Raw genomic sequence first — 16,938 nt, forward strand, 5'->3', positions numbered from 1 at the left:
TAACCTGGACCGATGACCACCGCCGACGACCTGCTCGGCAGGCTCGCCGCCCTGGACCGGGACGCACTGGCGAAAATCCTCGCGCACCGGCCCGACGTGCTGCACGAACCGTGGCCGCGGCGGCTCGACGTCGTCGCGGCGCGGCTCGCCTCGGCGGAGTCGCTCGACGAAGCCGTGCTCGGGCTTTCGTTGCCGCTGGTGCAGGTTCTGCGCGCCGTCCAGCTGTGCCACACGCTCGGGTTGCGGCCGACGCCGGTCGCGGAAGCCGGAAAGCTCCTCGGCGCCACCACCGTCGAGTCCTATGTGGACGAACTGGCCGAGCGCGCCCTCCTGTGGCGCGACGACGACCGCGTGACGCTGCCGGAATTCCTGCACCGCACGGTTTTCCACGCCGAAGGTCTCGGCCAGCCGGTCGCCGACCTGCTGGTGGAACTCGGCCGGAGCCGCATGGCGCGGCTGTCCCAGGCCCTCGGGCTGCCCGAGGGCCTGAAGGAGCTCGTGCACTTCTACCGCGACGGCGACCGCGTGCGCGAGGTGTTCCGCACCGCCCCCGAGCCGACGCGGAAACTGTTGCGGGACATGGCCGACGGCGTTCCCGAGGCCGAGGGCGTGCTGCCGTTCCACACCGCGGAGGGCTGGGCGTTCGAGCACGGCTTCCTCTTCAGCACCTACTACGGCAGCGCGGCCATGCCGATCGAGGTGTCGCTCGCCCTGCGCGGCCCGGACCACCAGCTGCCGTTCACGCCCGACGAGCCCGAATGCCCTGTCACGCACGTCGAAGCCGAGCCGGTCGAAGCGACGTCGTCGGCCGCCGCGCTGCGGTTGCTCGACCGCGTCTCGGCCGTTCTCGACCTCGCCGCCGCGGAGCCGCTTCCACTGCTCAAGGACGGCACGATCGGCGCCCGGCTCGTCAAGAAGGTCGCCAAGGACACCGGCGCGACGCCCGCGGAGATCGAGCTGGCCATCGACCTCGCGGCCCAGGCCGGGCTGCTGCTGGCCGACGAACCACCGCCGCCGCGCCGCGGTCAGAAGGCGCCGCCGCCCACGCTCGCGCCGGACCCCGACCTCGCCCGGCCCGCGCCGGCGCTGCTCTACCGCCTGCTGCTGACGACGTGGTGGGACCCGGCGCCGCCGGAGTTCGGGACCGACGTCGAGGCGCTGGTGCGACGGCTGGTCGTGCGGCTGCTGGCGCGCCTCGAACCCGGCACCGCCGTGGTCGAGGGCCTGACCGGCCTCGCCGCCTGGCACGCGCCGATGCTGCCGGCCGACGACTTCGCCGGCTACGTCCAGGACACGCTGGCGGCCGCCGAGCTCCTCGGCGTCGTCGCGCACGGCGCCGTCACCGAGGTGGGCCGCGCGTTGCTCACCGAGAAGCGGCTCGTCGAGGTCACGGACGGGCTGGTCGCCCGCGCGCGGACGACGGCGCTGTTCGGCACCGACCTCACCGCGATCGTGCCCGGCTCGCCGGACGCGCGGCTCGCCGCGTCGCTCGACCGCGTCGCCGATCGCGAGGCCCAGGGCACCGCGACCAGCTGGCGGTTCTCCCCCGCGACCGTCCGGCGGGCGTTCGACCAGGGCGCGACGGCCGACGAACTGCTCGACGACCTGCGCGCGCTCGCCGCGGGCGAACTGCCGCAACCGCTGGTCTACCTGGTCAACGACGTCGCGCGGCGCCACGGCGAGGCACAGGTCCTCGACGTCGCGAGCGTGGTCGTCGGCGAGCCCGCCGTGCTGGCCGAGCTCGCCGCGCACCGCAAGCTCGCGAAACTCGGCCTGCGCGCGGTGGCGCCGACCGTGCTGACGTCCACTGTGGACGCTGCCGGCACGCTCGACGCCTTGCGCGAAGCCGGTTACTCGCCGACCCACCACGCCGCCGACGGCAGCATCGTGCTGCCCGCCCGCGAGGCCGCGCCGCCGAAGGTCACCTTCCGCGACCCCGAGCCGGACGAAGGGCCACCCGACCCGCGCGAGCACGCCGAGCGGTTGCTCGCGGCGCCGCCGAGTGGCCCGAACCTGCTGCGCGGGCAGCTCGCGCGGGCGATGAGCGACCGCTACGCGGGCCGTCTGACGCCCAAGCAGCAGCAGCTCTGCTGGCAGCTCGAAGCCGGGATCCCCGCGGACGTCGGCTACCAGGAGGACGACGGTCCGGTCCGGCTCGTGGTCGCCTACCCGGAGCTCGACGGCGACGTACTGGACGTCTGGTCGCTCAACGACCACGCGTACCGGCGGCTCGAGCTGGCGAAGATCGACCTCGGCTAGGCCTCGACGCCGGTGAGCCGCGCGTAGGCCACGACGTTGTCGAGGTAGTTGCCGCTCGACCGGTCGAACTCGCCACCGCAGGTGATGAGCCGCAGTTCGGGCTCGGCGGTGTCGCCGTAGACCTGGTCGGTCGGGAACTGCGCTTTGGCGTAGCGGTCGACACGGTAGACGGTGAAGACGGCGGTCCGGCCGTCGGACCGCCCGACCCTCGCCTGCTCGCCTGGCTTCAGCTCCTTGAGCCGCGAGAAGGCGCCGGGGACGTGCTTGTAGTCGACGTGCGCCGCCAGCACCGCCGGGCCGACCTCGCCGGGCGAGGGGGCGCCGGTGAACCAGCCGACCGTCGTGGCGTCGCCCGGGACCTCGAGCTCACCCTTCGAGGTCAGCCCGAGGTCCTTGATCGCGTCCGCGCGCACGCCGATCGCCGGGATGCTCAAGGAGGCCGGTTTCGCCGCCGGGAGCCCGCCGCCGGACGGCGCGGCGGTGGTCGACGGCGAGACCTCGACGGGCACGGCGGACGGTGGGGCAACCTGCTCCGGCGCGTGCGGCGAGAACGCGAGGACGAGGGCCACCACCAGAACCGACCCGAGCGCGGCGACGACCGCCGTGACCGCCGGCCACAGCCGCGGGTGCCTCAATTCGCGCGCCGGCGCAGGTGGAGCACCATGCCACCGGACGCCGCCGCGGCGAGCAGCGCGCCGCTCAGCACGAGGAACCCGGGGGCGCCTTCCTCCGGCTCGCCGCCGCCGGTGGCCACACCGCCGACCGGCTTCACCTTGACCTGATTGCCCGTCGTGGATTTCTTGGCGGTGGTGGTGGTTTTCGGGACCGTGTGGGTTTTCGTCGTCGTCGACGGCCGTTCGGACGTCGGCGTGGACGTGTTCTGCTGCGGGCGGTGGGGGCGCGCTTCGCAGGCGATCCCGTCTTTGTCGTCGTCCAGGTGATTGGGGTCGGACTTGTCCTGATCGAGAACCGCTTGCGCGTCTTCCTGGTATTGGAAGTCGCCGCAGTCGAGATCGGCTGCGAGCGGCGCCGCGAGCTGCGCGGAGGCGAGGGAGACGGGACCGAGAAGAGCGAGCCCGGCGACGGCCGCGGCCGTCGTCAGGGCACGACGAAACAAGGACACCGGAAGGTCCTTTCAGGAAGAATCGGGGTGATTGCGTGGTTACTATCGCGACGCCTGCGGCCCTGTTACGGACTATTCCGGAATTCCGGAAACGTCAGCGCTCCACCGGAAACCCGCGGTCTGGTGATTCTTCGCCATTCGCCGCTGACCTGCGGAATCAGCGACGGAAATGCGCACCGCCGGAAATGTTACGAGATCCGCGGTCACACTTTGGGCGGAATCGTCCGGTGTGACGTGCGGACCAGCCGGCCCCACGGCGTCCGCGTACCCCGTAACCTGGGGATATGCCGATCCAGGTACTGCTCGTCGACGACCACGAACTGGTCCGCCGCGGGCTTCGCGACCTCCTCGGCGACGAGCCCGACATCGAGGTCGTCGCCGAGGCGAGCAGCGTCGAAGAGGCGCTGGCGGTGGCGATGCACGTCGAGCCGGAGGTCGCGGTGGTCGACGTCCGCCTCGGCGACGGCGACGGCATCACGCTCTGCCGCGAGCTGCGGTCCAAGCCGAGCCCGCCGGCGTGCCTGATGCTGACCGCGTTCGACGACGAGGAGGCCATGGTCGGCGCGATCATGGCCGGCGCCGCGGGTTACCTGCTGAAGCAGGTGCGCGGGCAGGACGTGGTCAACGCGGTCCGCGAGGTCGCGGCCGGGCGGTCGCTGCTGGACCCGGTGAGCACCGCGCGGGTGCTCGACAAGATGCGCCACCCGCCGACGGACGAGCTGGCGACGCTGACCGAGCGCGAACGGGACGTGCTGGAGCTGATCGGCCAAGGCCTGTCGAACCGCGAGATCGCCGAGCGGCTGTTCCTCGCCGAAAAGACGGTCAAGAACTACGTCACGTCGGTGCTGGCGAAGCTCGGCATGCAGCGCCGGACGCAGGCCGCCGCCTGGATCGCGCGCCGGGAGAAGTAACCCCGCGCGACGGTCGCGTCCGCAAGCCGCCGTTCGCTGCGTCCTTTTCAGCCGTCGTCACCGTCCGCCACGCCCATCAGCGCGTTTGACCTGCTGTTTTCACTCGAACGTGAGTCGAATAGGTGTTCGATATCCCGGTACGATCTTCGGTGAGGGCGATGAAGGGAGGCTGGATGACCCGAGAAGGCTAGATCGCGGTCAAGCAAGTGGTTCAGTCAAGTGGGAGGTCGAACGCGACGAGCGTGCCGAGACTGGGCGAGGAGTTCAGGAAGAACTTCCCGCCCGCGGCGTCCGCGCGTTCGGCGAGATGACGCAGGCCACGGGTGGCGACGCCTTGGGGGACGCCGGAACCGTTGTCCCGGACACGGAGTTTCACGCCGTCGGAGTCCCTGGCCAAGGTCACGCGGGTTTCGCTCGCACCGGAGTGTCTGACCACATTGGACAGTGCTTCGCGCAGGGCGGCCCGGATGTGGTCGGCGCGTTCCGCGGGGATGTCGGCGAATTCGCCCGACAGCTCCAGGGTCGGCGGGTATCCGAGCAGCTCGCCGGCGATGCGGACCTCGCCGCGCGCCGACTCGGCGAGGTCGGTGGGCGTGCCGGTGTCGTGGCGAGGCTCCGGTGACCGCAGCGCGCGCACGGTGCCGCGGATCTCCTCGATGGTCTGGTCGAGCTGGTCGATGGCGTCGGAGAGCCGTGCGCCGTCGGCCTGGGCGAACCGCTTGCGCATGTTGCGCCGAACCCGGTCGAGCTGCATGCCCGCGCCGTAGAGCCGCTGGACGATGACGTCGTGGAGTTCGCGCGCGATGCGTTCCCGCTCTTCGTACAGCGCGACGCGGTGCCGAGCGTTGGCGCCTTCGGCGAGCGCTAGCACGACGCCGGCCTGGGCGGCGAAGGCGACGAGCATCTCGACGGTCCCGGCGGAGAACGGCTCGCGCCCCCGCTTGCGGTAGACGGTGAGCGCGCCCAGCACGCGTCCGCCGGACCCGAACGGCGCGGCGGCGAAGGCCCCGTAGCCGTGGAGTTCGGCGGGCACGAAGGGCGCGGTCCGCGGGTCGACGGTGAAGTCGGCGCTCGCGACGGGCTCACCGCCACGCGCAACGCGGCCGGCGGCGGAGTCGGCGGGGAGGGCGAGTCCGCGGAGAGATTCGCCGTTGTCCTCGTCACCGGGTTCGCCTGCGGTGGCGTAGTGCGCGGCCTCGACGACGACGCGGCCGTCATCGGCGCTGACCATGGCCAGGCCGAGATCGGCATCGGCGAGTTCGGCCGCCCGGGCGACGACGGTGTCGAGCACCGCGCCCGGGTCGTCGCCGGACAGGGCGGTGCTCGTGATCTCGGTGGCGGCGGACAGCGCCCGCGCGGCAAGCGTCGGATCCATGAGTTCCGTCATTATCGCGCGCCGCTGCGGCGGCACGCCAAGCGCGCTGGAGGAACCGATCACGACACGGGCACCCGCGCGACAACCCGGCCGTCACGAACCTCGAGCACGAGGTCAGCGCCGTCGGCCTCCTCGGCGCGGTGGGTGACGTGCACAACGGTCCGCCCGGCGAGCGCTTCCCGCAGGTGGGCACGCACGGCGTGCGCGGTCGGCTCGTCGAGGTGCGAGGTGGGCTCGTCGAGCAGCACGAGTCCCGCTTCAGGCGCTCCAAGCAAGGCCCGCGCGAGGGCGACGCGCTGAGCCTGCCCACCGGAGAGCCCGCTACCACCGCTGCCCAGCAAAGTCGCCGGATCGACATCGTCGACGGCCGCCAGCCGCAAGGCTTCACGCAGCTCGTCGGCGGTCGCGGTCGGCTGCGCGAGCCGAAGGTTTTCGGCAACGGTGGTGGCGGCGAGCATCGGCTCTTGAGGAGCCCAGGCAACCCGCCCAGGGACATCGACGATGCCGCGCCGAGGAGCGAGAAAGCCGAGCAGAGCGGCAACAAGGGTCGACTTCCCGGCCCCACTGGGCCCGACAACGGCGGCATAGGTCCCGGGCGCGAGATCGAGATCGACATCGCGAAGCACAACCGGCCCACCAGGCCACCCGAGATCAGCCCCGCGCAACACCACGCGGCCACCGGCCTCGTCTTGCGCGTCGTCATCGTCCGGCTTGATTTGCGCCGGGGTGTCGGCCAAGCGGTGGCGGGCTCGCTGCAGCGTGTCCCAGTGCTGGGCCACCGCCGGCAGCAGCGCGAGCACCTCCGCCAACGCCAACGGCACCAAAGCCAGCAGCGGCGCCAGCACCGGGTCGAGTCCACCCGCCGTCACCGCGCGCGCCGCGAAGGCCGTGCTGATCACCGCGCCCGCGCCGCACGCCAACGTCACCAGTGCCTCCGCCGCGCCCGCGCCGAAGGCCTGGCGGCGGGCCTCGGCCACCAACCGCGTGTCCGCGTCCGACAGCGCCCGGCGGTGCTCGCGATCCCTGCCGAACGCCAGCAACTCGGCCGCCGCCTCGAACAGCACCAACACCCGCGACGCCACCTCGCGGCGCCCGTCCGCCAGTGCCGAAGTCGCCCGGCGCTCCGCCCGCAACGCCACCCACGGCGCGCACAACCCCACCGCGACCGCGACCAGCAACGTCAGGCCGGCCGCGGGCAGCACCCACGTCTGCACGGCGATCGCCCCCGCCACGACCAGCGCCACCACCAGCGGCGGCGACACCACCCGCGGCAGCAGGTCGCGCACGGTGTCGACGTCGCCCACCAAGCGCCGCTGTCCTTCGCCCGCTCGCAACCCGCGTGCCGGGCCCAAGCGCACCAGGGAATTCCACAGCCGGACCCGCAGACGCCCGGCGATGCGGAACGCCGCGTCGTGCGTGACCAGCCGTTCCACGTACCTCAGTGCCGCGCGGCCCAGGCCGAACGCGCGGACGCCGACCACCGCGACCGTCAGCGTCAGGATCGGCGGCTGCTGCGACGCCTTGGCGATCAGCCAGCCCGACGTCGCCGTCAGCGCCACGCCCGCCAGCAGCGCCACCGCGCCCAGCGCCGCGCCGGCGAAGAGCCGTCCGTCGAGCAGTGCGCGCCACGGCAACGGCGCGCCGAAATCGTCCACTGTGGACAAGGAGGTGGCAACCGGGGCGTCGGGAGACATGTCGACCGCCGCCGTGCGCTCGTGGGCCGCGATGATCGCCGCGGCGCCGTTGTCGACCGCGCGGTGGACCGCCGCCAACACCAGGCGCGCGTTGGCTTCGTCAAGGTGGGCCGTCGGCTCGTCGAGCAGGAGCAGCCACGCGCCGTCGCGGATCCGGTGCAACGCCCGGGCGACGGCGACGCGTTGACGCTGTCCCAGCGAAAGCTGCGCCACCGGGCGGTCGGCGAATCCCGCGAGGCCGAGTTCGGCGAGGAAGTCCTCGCCGCCCACTTCTTCCCGGACCGTGCCGCCGGCGAACACCGGCGACTGCGGCACCCACGCGACCTGTTCGCGCCAGCGCGCGAGGTCGGCGTCGGCCAGGTTCGTCGCGCCGACCGTGATGGCGCCGTCGTCGGCCGGGACGAAGCCGAGGAGCGCTGAGAGCGTGGTCGATTTACCGCCGCCGCTTGGGGCGCGCAGCCAGACCGTCTCGCCGGGGCGGACCGTGAAAGTCTCGCCGTCGGGCGCGAATCCGCCACGCCGAGAAACGCGCAAGGACGACACGCGCACCTCGCCGCGCGCCACGACCTCGGTGCCGGCAGGGGGCGCCGGGACGGCGAGCAGATCGGCGACGCGCCGGACCGCTTCGACGCCGTCCTCGCTGGCGTGGAACGCGGCGCCGACCGCGCGCAGCGGCTGGTAGCACTCGGGCGCCAGGATCAGCACGCCCAGGCCGATGGCCAGCGGCAGGCTCCCGCCGACGAGCCGGACGCCGATCACCACCGCGACCAGCGCGACCGACAGCGTCGCGATCAGTTCCAGGACGAACGCCGAGGAAAACGCCACCTTCAACGTCTTGAGCGTCGCGCGGCGGTGGCGTTCGGACAGCTGCCGGACGGTCTCGCCCTGCGCGGTCGCGCGCCGGAACGCCGTCAGCACCGGCAGCACGCGCACGAGCTCCAGCAGCCGTTCGGACATCCGGTGCGTCGCGTCGGTCGCGCCGGCGACGCGTCCGGCCGTGAACTTGCCGACGAGGATCGCGAAGACCGGGAGCAGCGGCACGGTCAGCGCGACGATCACGCCGGACGGCCAGTCGGCGAACAGGATCGCCGCGCCGGCGCCGAGCGGCACGACCGCCGCCGTCACCAGCGCGGGCAGGTACTCGCGGAAGTACGCGTCGAGCGCGTCGAGGCCGCGGGTGGTCAACGCCGTCAGCTCGCCGTGGCCGCGGCGGGCGATCCACTCGGGGCCGAGACGCAGGGCGTGGTCGACGGCTCGCGCGCGCAGCTCGCGTTGGGCGGTCGCGGCCGCGCGGGCGGAGACCGTGCGCACCGCCCAGCCGGTCAACGCGCGCGTCGCGACGAGCGCGAGCAGCGCGGCCAGCTGGGCGGTGCGTCCCCCGGAACCTGCTCCGACGATCGCCGCGAGGACGTCGGCGAGCAGGAATGCCTGGGCCACCAGCGCGGCGGCGTGGAGGAAGGACAGGAATCCGACCAGGGCGAGCGCCCGGCGCACGACCGGCACGAGAGCCGGCAGTGCGCCGAGCGGGCCCTTTCCCGGCCGCGCCGAGTCCACTGTGGACTCCGAGGCGGGAAGAGGAGCGCGTCCGGGAAGTTCGGTCATGGCGCGTGGACCGCCGGGATGTGCTGGGTGCCGATGCGCTTGCGGAACACCCAATACGTCCAGCCCTGGTAGACCAGCACGGCGGGGGCGCCGAAGACGGCGACCCAGGTCATGACGGTCAGCGTGTACGGGCTCGACGCGGTGCCTTCGACGGTGAGGGTGTTGGCGGCGTCGAGCGTCGAGGGCAGGACGTTCGGGAAGAGCGCGCCGAACAGCGTGACGGCGGCCCCGGCGATGACGACGGCGAGCGCGGCGAAGGCCTGCCCGTCGCGGTCGGCGCGCAGCCGCAGCCAGGCGACGGCGGCAGCGAGAGCACTGATCCCGAACGAGAGCAGTGTCCACAACGTGCCTTCGCGCCACTGGACGACCGAGAGGAACGCGACGATCGGCACCATCGCGGCCGGCAGCAGCTTCAGCGCCAGCTTGCGGGCACGTTCCCGCAAGTCACCACTGGTTTTGAGGGCGAGGAACGCGGCGCCGTGGGTGATCGAGAAGGCGGCGATCGCGACCGCGCCGAGCAGGGTGTCCCAGCGGAAGGCGGCGAACGCGGACCCGACGCGGTTGCCGTCGGCGTCGAGCGGCAGGCCGAGGACGGTGGTGGCGATGATGAGGCCGACGCCCAGCGGCGCGACCCACGAGCCGGTCATGATCACGCGGTCCCAGGTGCGGCGCCAGCGTTCGGAGTCGACCTTGCCGCGGTACTCGAAGGCGACGCCGCGGCCGATGAGGGCGAGCAGCACGATGAGGAGCGGCAGGTAGGCGGCCGAAAAGAGCCCGGCGTACCACCCGGGGAAGGCGGCGAACATCGCGCCGCCGGCGACGATGAGCCAGACCTCGTTGCCGTCCCAGACGGGCCCGATGGTGTTGACCATGACGCGGCGCTCGGTGTTGTCCTTCGCGAGAATGGGCAGCAGCATGCCGACGCCGAAGTCGAAGCCCTCGAGGAAGAGGTAGCCGAGCCAGAAGAAGGCGATGACGGCGAACCAGACGGTTTCGAGGGTCATCGGGCACCTACCACAGTGGTCGGACGCTTTCGGCTCGGCGCGACCCGGTGGCCGTGAGTTATCCACACCCGGGCGAGTTGTCCACAGATTTGCTGTGGGTAACCCGCGAGAGTGACCAAGCCGATACGCTGGGTTCGGGGACGCCCCCCGGGAAGGGCGGGGGCTGCTCTGGGGAAGTCTGGGGCTGCTGCACAGCCGCTGAGCTGCGGGTTTGTCATTTCGGCTCCCTCAGTACGCGAAGGCGAGCGTGTCGCCTTCGGTCTCGTCGGAGTCCTTCTTCGGTGGGGGCATCACCGCTTCGACGCCGCCGCGGATGTACTTGCGCATCAGGTACAGCTCCACCACTCCGAGCGCCGCGTACACCGTGGTCAGGGCGATCAGGGACGTCCACACCTCGCCCGTCGTCAACCTCGACACCGCCTGGGCCGTGAACATCCACACCCCGTCGACGCCGCTCGGGTTGGGCGCCACCACGAACGGCTGACGGCCCATCTCCGTGAAGATCCAGCCCGCGCTGTTGCCCAGGAACGGCGTCGCGATGCCGCCCAGGACCAGCAGCGGGAACCAACGGCCACCTGGGATCCGGTCGCGGCGGGTGAGCCACAGTGCGAGGAGTCCGATGCCCGCCGACACCGCGCCGAAGCCGATCATCATGCGGAAGCCCCAGTACGTCACCGGGAGGTTGGGCACGTAGTCGATCGGCTTGCCCGCCAGCGAACCCAGCGCCGGGTCGTCCGGGTAGTTCGTGCCGTACTTCGCCTGGTACTCGGTGATCAGGTCTTCGACGCCCTTGACCTCGGTCTTGAAGTCGTTGTGGGCCAGGAAGGACAGCAGCGCCGGGACGTTGAACGTCTTGACGTCCTCGCAGTTCGACCCGGCGACGTCGCCGATCGCGATGATCGAGAAGCTCGCCGGCTTTTCCGTGTGGCACAGCGCTTCCGCCGACGCCATCTTCATCGGCTGCTGCTCGAACATCAGCTTGCCCTGCGTGTCACCGGTGATCGCGAGGACCGCGAACGCCGCCACGCCGACCCAGCCGCCGAGGCGCAACGACGAGCGCCACACATCAAGATGACCGCGGCGCCGCCAGAGGTGCCAGCCCGCGACGCCCACCAGGAACGCCGCCGCCACCGAGAACGCGCCCGCCAGCGTGTGCGGGATCGCGGCCAGTGCCGTGTTGTTCGTCAGCACCGCCCAGATCGAGTTCATCGTCGGCTTGCCGTTCTCGAACGTCACGCCGACCGGGTGCTGCATCCACGAGTTCGCCGCCAGGATGAAGTACGCCGACGCCATCGTGGCCAGCGAAAACACCCACGCGCACGCCAGGTGGACCTTCTTCGGCAGCCGGTCCCAGCCGAAGATCCACAGACCGAGGAAGGTCGACTCGACGAAGAACGCGACGAGCCCTTCCATCGCGAGCGGCGCGCCGAAGACGTCGCCGACGAAGCGCGAGTACGCGCTCCAGTTCATCCCGAACTGGAACTCCTGCACGATGCCGGTCACGACGCCCATCGCGAAGTTGACCAGCAGCAGCTTGCCCCAGAACTTCGTCATCTTCAGGTGCCGCAGCTCGCCGGTGCGGACCCACTGGGTCTGCATCGCCGCGACCAGGATCGACAGCCCGATGGTCAGCGGGACCATCAGGAAGTGGTAGACGGTGGTGATGCCGAACTGCCACCGCGCTAGCTCAAGGACCTCCACGTGGTCCAGCGTGCTCCGGGGCGCCGGCCCCAGCTAGATCAAACGGTCCCGTCCCTCCCGGGACCTACGTCCTTCACCTGGTCGAGTGCCTGCCGCGCTTCCTCGGCGACGCCGCGGCGCGGTCCGGCGGAACCCAGCTCGAGGACGTGCCGCAACGCCAGCTCGTACGCCGTGTCGAACGCCCGGTCCGCGGCCACCGCGATGTCCGGGCGGACGCCGACGCCCTCCCAGTTCTCCCCCGTCTCCGGGTGCAGCGAACGCGCGATCGAGACGGTCACGTCGAGGTGGGTGTCCACTTTGTACTGCTCACGCGGGTGGGCGCCGCCGCGGGTGGCCTCGCCCACCGTCTTCGCCCGGCCCTGCTGCTGGAGGGAGAACGCGAGGTCCTCGCCGCCGGAGAACGTCCGTGGCCCGGTCAGCACCCAGACCGGCTTGGTGCCGCCGAACCGCGGCCCCGGGACGTACGGCAGCGTCCACATCTGCGTCGTCTTGTGGCCCTCGCGCTCGTAGATGTCGAGGTAGTGGACCTGCTCGTCGACGAGGTAGGTCTGCAGCAGCGCGCTCGTCCCCGGGGTGCCGCCGCGGTTGCGGCGGACGTCGAGCAGCAGCGCGTCGGCCGGCGCGAGCAGCGTCATCGCCGCCGCGATCGCCGGGCCGGCCAGGTCGGGCGGGTACAGCAGCGTCGTGTCGAGGTAGCCGACGTTCCCGGCGAGTCGCTTGACCTCGGCGATGCCGAACGCCTCCAGTTCGGCCTCGAGGCGGTAGCTCTCGGAGGTCACGGCCGCGTCGCCGTCGTCGGCGACCGGGTCGGCGTGGTGACGCAGGCGCAGGTGCTTGTCGCCGTTGACCGACTGCAGGTCCGTGGTGACGAGCGTCGCGAATTCCGCGTCGTCGACCTCCGCGTACGCGCCTTCGCCGAGACGCTGGCGCAGCACTTCCGCCAGCTTCGCCGCGACGTCGGGGAAGACGTAATGCGCTTCCAACCGGCGGATGACCTCGTCGACCTGCGCAGCACGCGCTTCAGACCCCATGTTCGTCAACCTACCCCTGGCCGCAATCGAATTTTCGGCGTCCCGAAGAAAATTGTGCGACACGGCTTGACGACAAATTCATGGCCGCCGATCCGGCAATTTCGCGGAAGCCATCAGCTTGCCCTGTTCCGAAGCTCCCCTTTATCGTTGCAGTGAAAGGGGCGAAGAAATACTCATGACTGCCGCGATGGTGGCGTTGATCAGCGCGTTCGGCCTGGTCCTCGCCGTGGAGCTGCCGGACAAGACGCTCGTCGCGACCCTGGTGCTGACCACCCGTTTCCGCGGTGGTCCGGTATTCGCCGGGGTGTGCGCCGCGTTCGCCGTGCAATGCGTCATCGCCGTAGCGTTCGGCAGCGTGCTGACGCTGTTACCGGACGTTGTCCTTTCGCTCGTCGTCGCCGCGATGTTCGGCCTGGGCTCTTTCATGCTCCTCCGCGAGGGATTCAGCGAAGCGGACGAAGCCGGCGACGACGCTTCACGCATCGGCCCCGCCCCGCTGTCCTTCATGCGCTCCGCGATGACGTCGTTCGGCGTGCTCTTCGCCGCCGAGTGGGGCGACGCCTCCCAGCTCGCGACGGCCAGCCTCGCCGCGCGGATCGGCAACCCCGTCGCTGTCGGCGTCGGCGCCTTCGCCGCGCTGATCGTCGTCGCCGGGCTCGCCGTCTTCATCGGCGGGAAGATCCGCAGCCGGATCAAGCCGAAGCTGATCCAGCGCTGCGCCGGGTTCGCGTTCGCCGGGTTCGCGGCGTTCGCCCTGCTCCAGCTCGCCTTCTGACCGATCTTTCACAGGTTGGCCGGGTAACCTTTCGGAAACGAAAGGATGAGCGCCCGGTGAACAAGCCCTTGACCGCCGCCGTCTCGCCACTGCACGGGCGGCTGGCGCTCGGCGGCATCGGCCTGGCCGTGGCCATCTCGATCGACCTCCACCTGCGCCTGTCCGGCCAGGTCAGCCCGGTCTGGCAGACGCTGTCGGAGTACGTCTACGGCAAGCTCGGCTCGTCCTCGGCGGCTCCCCTGTTCAGTGTGATGTGCCTGGCCCTGTCGCTCGGCTCGGTCGCGCTGCTGGCCGGTATCGCGAAGGCGCACCGGCCGGGCACCACCACCGTCTGCGTCCTGCTCGGCGTCTGGTCGGCCGGGCTGCTCGTGTGCGGGCTCGTGCCCGTCGACCCGGACGGACAGGCGCGGTCGCTGTCCGGCCAGGTCCACAACCTCGCCGCGCTGACGGCGTTCGTCGCGCTGCCCGCGGCCGCGTTCGTCCTCACGCGGAGAGGGCGCGAGCGCTGCCCGTGGGAACCGCGCCGGACGACGATCCGGCGCCTGGCCGCGGCGAGCTTCGCCAGCGTCGGCGTGGTGCTCGGCGGGTTCGTGCTCACGCTCGTCCTCGGCCCCGCCAACCAGGAGGTCACGCTGGGCCTGTTCGAGCGGCTGCTGTTCACGATCGACGTCACGCTGCTGCTGACGATGGTCAAGCCCCTGCGTTAGGCCTTCAGGATGTCGGCCAGCCGGCCGGCGGCCGCGACGACCTGGGGGCCGACCTCGGCGGCCTTGAGCGGCTCCATCGAGACGACGCCGACGCTCGCCTTCAGCCCGGGCACCCCGCGGACCGGCGCCGCGACACCGGACGCGCCCGCCTGCAGCTCGCCCGTCGACGTCACCCAGCCGTCGCCGCCCGGCCGCAGCGACATCGCCTTGCCGGCCGCGCCCGCCGTCAGCGAGTGCCGGCTGCCGACGCGGTAGGCGACGTGGAAGCTCGTCCACGACGGCTCGACGACGGCGACCGCAAGCGCTTGCGTCCCCTGCGCGACCGACAGGTGGGCGGTCGCGCCGACCTTCTCGGCCAGCTCGCGCAGCACCGGACCGGCGGCGTCACGCAGCTGCGGCAGCACCTGCCCGGCCAGCCGGAGCAGGCCGACGCCGAGCCGGACCTTCGTGCCGTCCCGCCAGACCAGCCCGCGCTCCGACAGCGGCACGAGCAGCCGGTAGACCGCCGCGCGGCTGGCGCCGATGGCCACCGCCAGCTCGGAGATGGTCGCCGCGTCGCCCCCGGCGTCGGCCACTGCCTGCAGCAGCGCCAGCCCGCGGTCGAGCGTCAGCGACCCCTCCCGGCTGGTCACAGCAAGCCGAGTTCGCCCATGTCGCGCACCGGCTGCTCGAACGAAGCCGCCGCGTAGGACGCGAAGAGCGCCCGGACGGCCTTCGCGGCCGGCTCGGACAACGCGCGGGCCTCGTCCGCCAGCGCTTCGGCGTCCGTCGACTCCAGCGCCGCCCGGACGTCCCCGCCGGAGAGGCTGCGCGCGGAGGCCACGAGCAGGTTCAGGAAGCCGTGGTGCACGAACCCGGTGTCCGGGTCGGCGTGCCGGACCGCGCGGTGCAGGCTGTTCGTCGCCTTGAACGACGCCCCTTCCGCCCCGCTGACGACGGCGAGGAAGTCCGCCACCTCGTCGACGCTCGGGAAGTTCTCGCCCGCCTGGCCGCCGCAGCGGATCTTCGGCCAGCTGCCGTGCTCGATGACCTTGCGGACGCCGTCCAGCCAGCCGACGCCGCGCCGCGGCTCGACGACGCGGATGACGTCCTCCGGGACGAACTCCGAGACGCGCTCCAGCCAGACCTCGTCGACGTCCGACGGCGCCGGCATCTCGACCATCCGCAGCGCCAGCAGCTCGCTGCGCGACTCGACGATGGAAATCGCCTTCGGGACGCCGCCGAGACCGGTGTCGATGATCAGCGAAAGCGGCAGCGGCTGCTTCGGCTTGATCTTGATCAGCTCGGTGATCAGCTCCGGCAGCCGGGAGGCCTGGCAGAGGAAAACCCCCAGGACACCGGCGTGTTCGGACTCCCGGCTCGCGAAGTGCGCGCGCAGGGCTTCGGGCATGGCGGCATCACCCGGAGGGAACAGCGCCGAGTCGTCGACGAGCCTCGCGAACAGGGGAGGAATTCCACGGGGGCCGGGGGGCGTGAGTTCCACAGCGCTTGACACGACTGACACGCTAGTAGCGTACGACATGAGGACAAAATCGTTCGCACAACGGACACCTTTTGGAGGGAGCGCCGATGCCTTACTACCGGCAAGTAGGCGAGATCCCGCACAAGCGGCACACCGCGTTCCGCAAGCCCGACGGCGGCCTCTACGCCGAGGAGCTGATGGGCGTCGAGGGCTTCTCCGCCGACTCCGCCCTGCTCTACCACCGCGGCCTGCCGACGGCGATCGTCGACGCGGTCGCCGTCGAAGAGGACCGTGGGTCGCTCACGCCGAACCACCCGCTCAAGCCGCGGGCGTTCCAGACCCGGGACCTCAAGTTCGGCGGCGAGGCCGACGCCGTGACCGACCGGCGGCGGCTGTTCGGCAACAACGACGTCACCATCGGGTTCGTCACCGCGACCGCGCCCAGCCCGCTATACCGCAACGCGGCCGGCGATGAGCTCTTCTACGTCCAGGGCGGCTCCGCGACCGTGGAGACGATCTACGGCCGGCTCGAGGTCGGCGACGGCGACTACGTCGTCATCCCGACGTCGTGCACCTACCGCGTCCTCCCCCACGGCGAGGTCGGCCTCTTCATCCTCGAGGCGCGCGGGCACATCGGGCCGCCGAAGCGGTACCTGTCGGCGAAGGGCCAGTTCCTGGAGCACTCGCCGTACTGCGAGCGCGACGTCCGCGGGCCCACCGAGCCGCTGCTCGAAGACGGCGAAGACGTCGACGTCCTCGTGCGTCACCGCGCGGGCCTGACGCGCTACACGTACGCGACGCACCCCTTCGACGTCGTCGGCTGGGACGGCTGCCTCTACCCGTGGGCGTTCAACATCGACGACTTCGAGCCGATCACCGGCCGCGTGCACCAGCCGCCGCCGGTGCACCAGACGTTCGAGGGCCCGAACTTCGTCGTCTGCTCCTTCTGCCCGCGGAAGGTCGACTACCACGAGGACTCCATCCCGGTGCCGTACAACCACGCGAACGTCGACTCCGACGAGCTGATGTTCTACGTGCGCGGCAACTACGAGGCCCGCAAGGGCTCGGGGATCGGGATCGGCTCGCTGTCGCTGCACCCGTCCGGCTTCACGCACGGCCCGCAGCCGGGCGCGGCGGAGGCGTCGATCGGCGCGGAGTTCTTCGACGAGACCGCGGTCATGGTCGACACGTTCGCGCCGCTGGAGCTCGGCGAGGCCGCCGACGCGTCCGAAGACCCCGGCTACGCGTGGACGTGGTCGCGCCGCGGTCCTAAGCAATAGTCAAAATACCGTCC

General features: G+C 71.5%; 14 protein-coding genes. 5 read left to right on the forward strand and 9 right to left on the reverse strand.

Annotated features, from left to right (window positions below; genetic code table 11):
- Positions 1–12: 12 nt before the first annotated feature.
- The gene (locus ABFJ78_RS01625) at positions 13–2,259 is read left to right on the forward strand and encodes a helicase-associated domain-containing protein (RefSeq protein WP_436383762.1); all 2,247 of its coding nucleotides are present in this window, start codon (positions 13–15) and stop codon (positions 2,257–2,259) included.
- Here the strand turns inward: ABFJ78_RS01625 and ABFJ78_RS01630 are convergent.
- Together ABFJ78_RS01630 and ABFJ78_RS01635 are read right to left on the reverse strand one after the other, a co-directional pair.
- Positions 2,256–2,894 carry a class F sortase gene (locus ABFJ78_RS01630; RefSeq protein WP_436383763.1) on the reverse strand — a complete coding sequence of 213 codons (639 nt, stop codon included), beginning with the start codon at positions 2,892–2,894 and terminating at the stop codon, positions 2,256–2,258. The genes ABFJ78_RS01625 and ABFJ78_RS01630 overlap by 4 nt on opposite strands.
- Positions 2,891–3,382 (reverse strand): excalibur calcium-binding domain-containing protein, encoded by a 492-nt coding sequence (locus ABFJ78_RS01635; RefSeq protein ID WP_436383764.1) that lies wholly within the window; start codon positions 3,380–3,382, stop codon positions 2,891–2,893. The genes ABFJ78_RS01630 and ABFJ78_RS01635 overlap by 4 nt, the downstream gene beginning before the upstream one ends.
- Positions 3,383–3,666: 284 nt before the next feature.
- Here ABFJ78_RS01635 and ABFJ78_RS01640 point away from each other — a divergent pair, with 284 nt between their 5' ends.
- Positions 3,667–4,293, forward strand: coding sequence for a response regulator (locus ABFJ78_RS01640; RefSeq protein WP_436383766.1), 627 nt, complete (start codon positions 3,667–3,669; stop codon positions 4,291–4,293).
- Between the two features lie 211 nt (positions 4,294–4,504).
- Here ABFJ78_RS01640 and ABFJ78_RS01645 read toward each other — a convergent pair whose 3' ends face one another.
- The 5 genes from ABFJ78_RS01645 to ABFJ78_RS01665 all read right to left on the reverse strand — a co-directional run bounded on the left by ABFJ78_RS01645 (position 4,505) and on the right by ABFJ78_RS01665 (position 12,700).
- The gene (locus ABFJ78_RS01645; RefSeq protein ID WP_436383767.1) at positions 4,505–5,668 is read right to left on the reverse strand and encodes a GAF domain-containing protein; all 1,164 of its coding nucleotides are present in this window, start codon (positions 5,666–5,668) and stop codon (positions 4,505–4,507) included.
- Positions 5,669–5,727: 59 nt separating this feature from the next.
- Entirely contained in the window at positions 5,728–8,964 is a 3,237-nt protein-coding gene (cydC, locus tag ABFJ78_RS01650; RefSeq protein ID WP_436383768.1) for a thiol reductant ABC exporter subunit CydC, read from the reverse strand.
- Positions 8,961–9,968: a cytochrome d ubiquinol oxidase subunit II gene (gene cydB / locus ABFJ78_RS01655; RefSeq protein WP_436383770.1), complete on the reverse strand. Its 1,008-nt coding sequence runs from the start codon at positions 9,966–9,968 to the stop codon at positions 8,961–8,963. Before cydB ends, cydC begins: the two co-directional genes overlap by 4 nt.
- A 228-nt stretch (positions 9,969–10,196) precedes the next feature.
- Entirely contained in the window at positions 10,197–11,669 is a 1,473-nt protein-coding gene (locus tag ABFJ78_RS01660; RefSeq protein WP_436383771.1) for a cytochrome ubiquinol oxidase subunit I, read from the reverse strand.
- 38 nt (positions 11,670–11,707) lie between these two features.
- Complete coding sequence (locus tag ABFJ78_RS01665; protein ID WP_436383772.1) at positions 11,708–12,700, reverse strand: S41 family peptidase; 993 nt, start codon at positions 12,698–12,700, stop codon at positions 11,708–11,710.
- 187 nt (positions 12,701–12,887) lie between these two features.
- On the opposite strand from ABFJ78_RS01665, the gene ABFJ78_RS01670 reads away from it, so the two are divergent.
- On the forward strand, positions 12,888–13,475 hold the full coding sequence (locus ABFJ78_RS01670; protein WP_436385356.1) for a TMEM165/GDT1 family protein: 588 nt from the start codon (positions 12,888–12,890) through the stop codon (positions 13,473–13,475).
- A gap of 56 nt (positions 13,476–13,531) precedes the next feature.
- Positions 13,532–14,182 (forward strand): DUF998 domain-containing protein, encoded by a 651-nt coding sequence (locus ABFJ78_RS01675; protein ID WP_436383773.1) that lies wholly within the window; start codon positions 13,532–13,534, stop codon positions 14,180–14,182.
- On the opposite strand, the gene ABFJ78_RS01680 is transcribed toward ABFJ78_RS01675, so the two are convergent.
- Together ABFJ78_RS01680 and ABFJ78_RS01685 are read right to left on the reverse strand one after the other, a co-directional pair.
- Entirely contained in the window at positions 14,179–14,814 is a 636-nt protein-coding gene (locus tag ABFJ78_RS01680) for an IclR family transcriptional regulator (RefSeq protein WP_436383774.1), read from the reverse strand. The two genes, ABFJ78_RS01675 and ABFJ78_RS01680, sit on opposite strands and share 4 nt — an antisense overlap.
- Positions 14,811–15,665 (reverse strand): hypothetical protein, encoded by an 855-nt coding sequence (locus ABFJ78_RS01685; protein WP_364464198.1) that lies wholly within the window; start codon positions 15,663–15,665, stop codon positions 14,811–14,813. Before ABFJ78_RS01685 ends, ABFJ78_RS01680 begins: the two co-directional genes overlap by 4 nt.
- An 86-nt stretch (positions 15,666–15,751) precedes the next feature.
- Between ABFJ78_RS01685 and ABFJ78_RS01690 the strand changes: the two genes are divergently transcribed.
- Positions 15,752–16,924, forward strand: a complete 1,173-nt coding sequence (locus ABFJ78_RS01690; protein WP_436383775.1) for a homogentisate 1,2-dioxygenase — start codon at positions 15,752–15,754, stop codon at positions 16,922–16,924.
- The last annotated feature ends 14 nt before the right edge of the window (positions 16,925–16,938 follow it).

It is taken from the genome of Amycolatopsis sp. MEPSY49 (assembly GCF_051337345.1).
GTDB lineage: Bacteria > Actinomycetota > Actinomycetes > Mycobacteriales > Pseudonocardiaceae > Amycolatopsis.

Excerpts from the sequence above, each read along its gene's own strand:
- ABFJ78_RS01625 (WP_436383762.1), top strand. The coding sequence starts at position 13 with ATGACCACCGCCGACGACCTGCTCGGCAGGCTCGCCGCCCTGGACCGG.
- ABFJ78_RS01640 (WP_436383766.1), top strand. The coding sequence starts at position 3,667 with ATGCCGATCCAGGTACTGCTCGTCGACGACCACGAACTGGTCCGCCGC.
- ABFJ78_RS01645 (WP_436383767.1), bottom strand. The coding sequence starts at position 5,668 with ATGGATCCGACGCTTGCCGCGCGGGCGCTGTCCGCCGCCACCGAGATC.
- cydC (WP_436383768.1), bottom strand. The coding sequence starts at position 8,964 with ATGACCGAACTTCCCGGACGCGCTCCTCTTCCCGCCTCGGAGTCCACA.
- cydB (WP_436383770.1), bottom strand. The coding sequence starts at position 9,968 with ATGACCCTCGAAACCGTCTGGTTCGCCGTCATCGCCTTCTTCTGGCTC.
- ABFJ78_RS01665 (WP_436383772.1), bottom strand. The coding sequence starts at position 12,700 with ATGGGGTCTGAAGCGCGTGCTGCGCAGGTCGACGAGGTCATCCGCCGG.
- ABFJ78_RS01670 (WP_436385356.1), top strand. The coding sequence starts at position 12,888 with ATGGTGGCGTTGATCAGCGCGTTCGGCCTGGTCCTCGCCGTGGAGCTG.
- ABFJ78_RS01690 (WP_436383775.1), top strand. The coding sequence starts at position 15,752 with ATGCCTTACTACCGGCAAGTAGGCGAGATCCCGCACAAGCGGCACACC.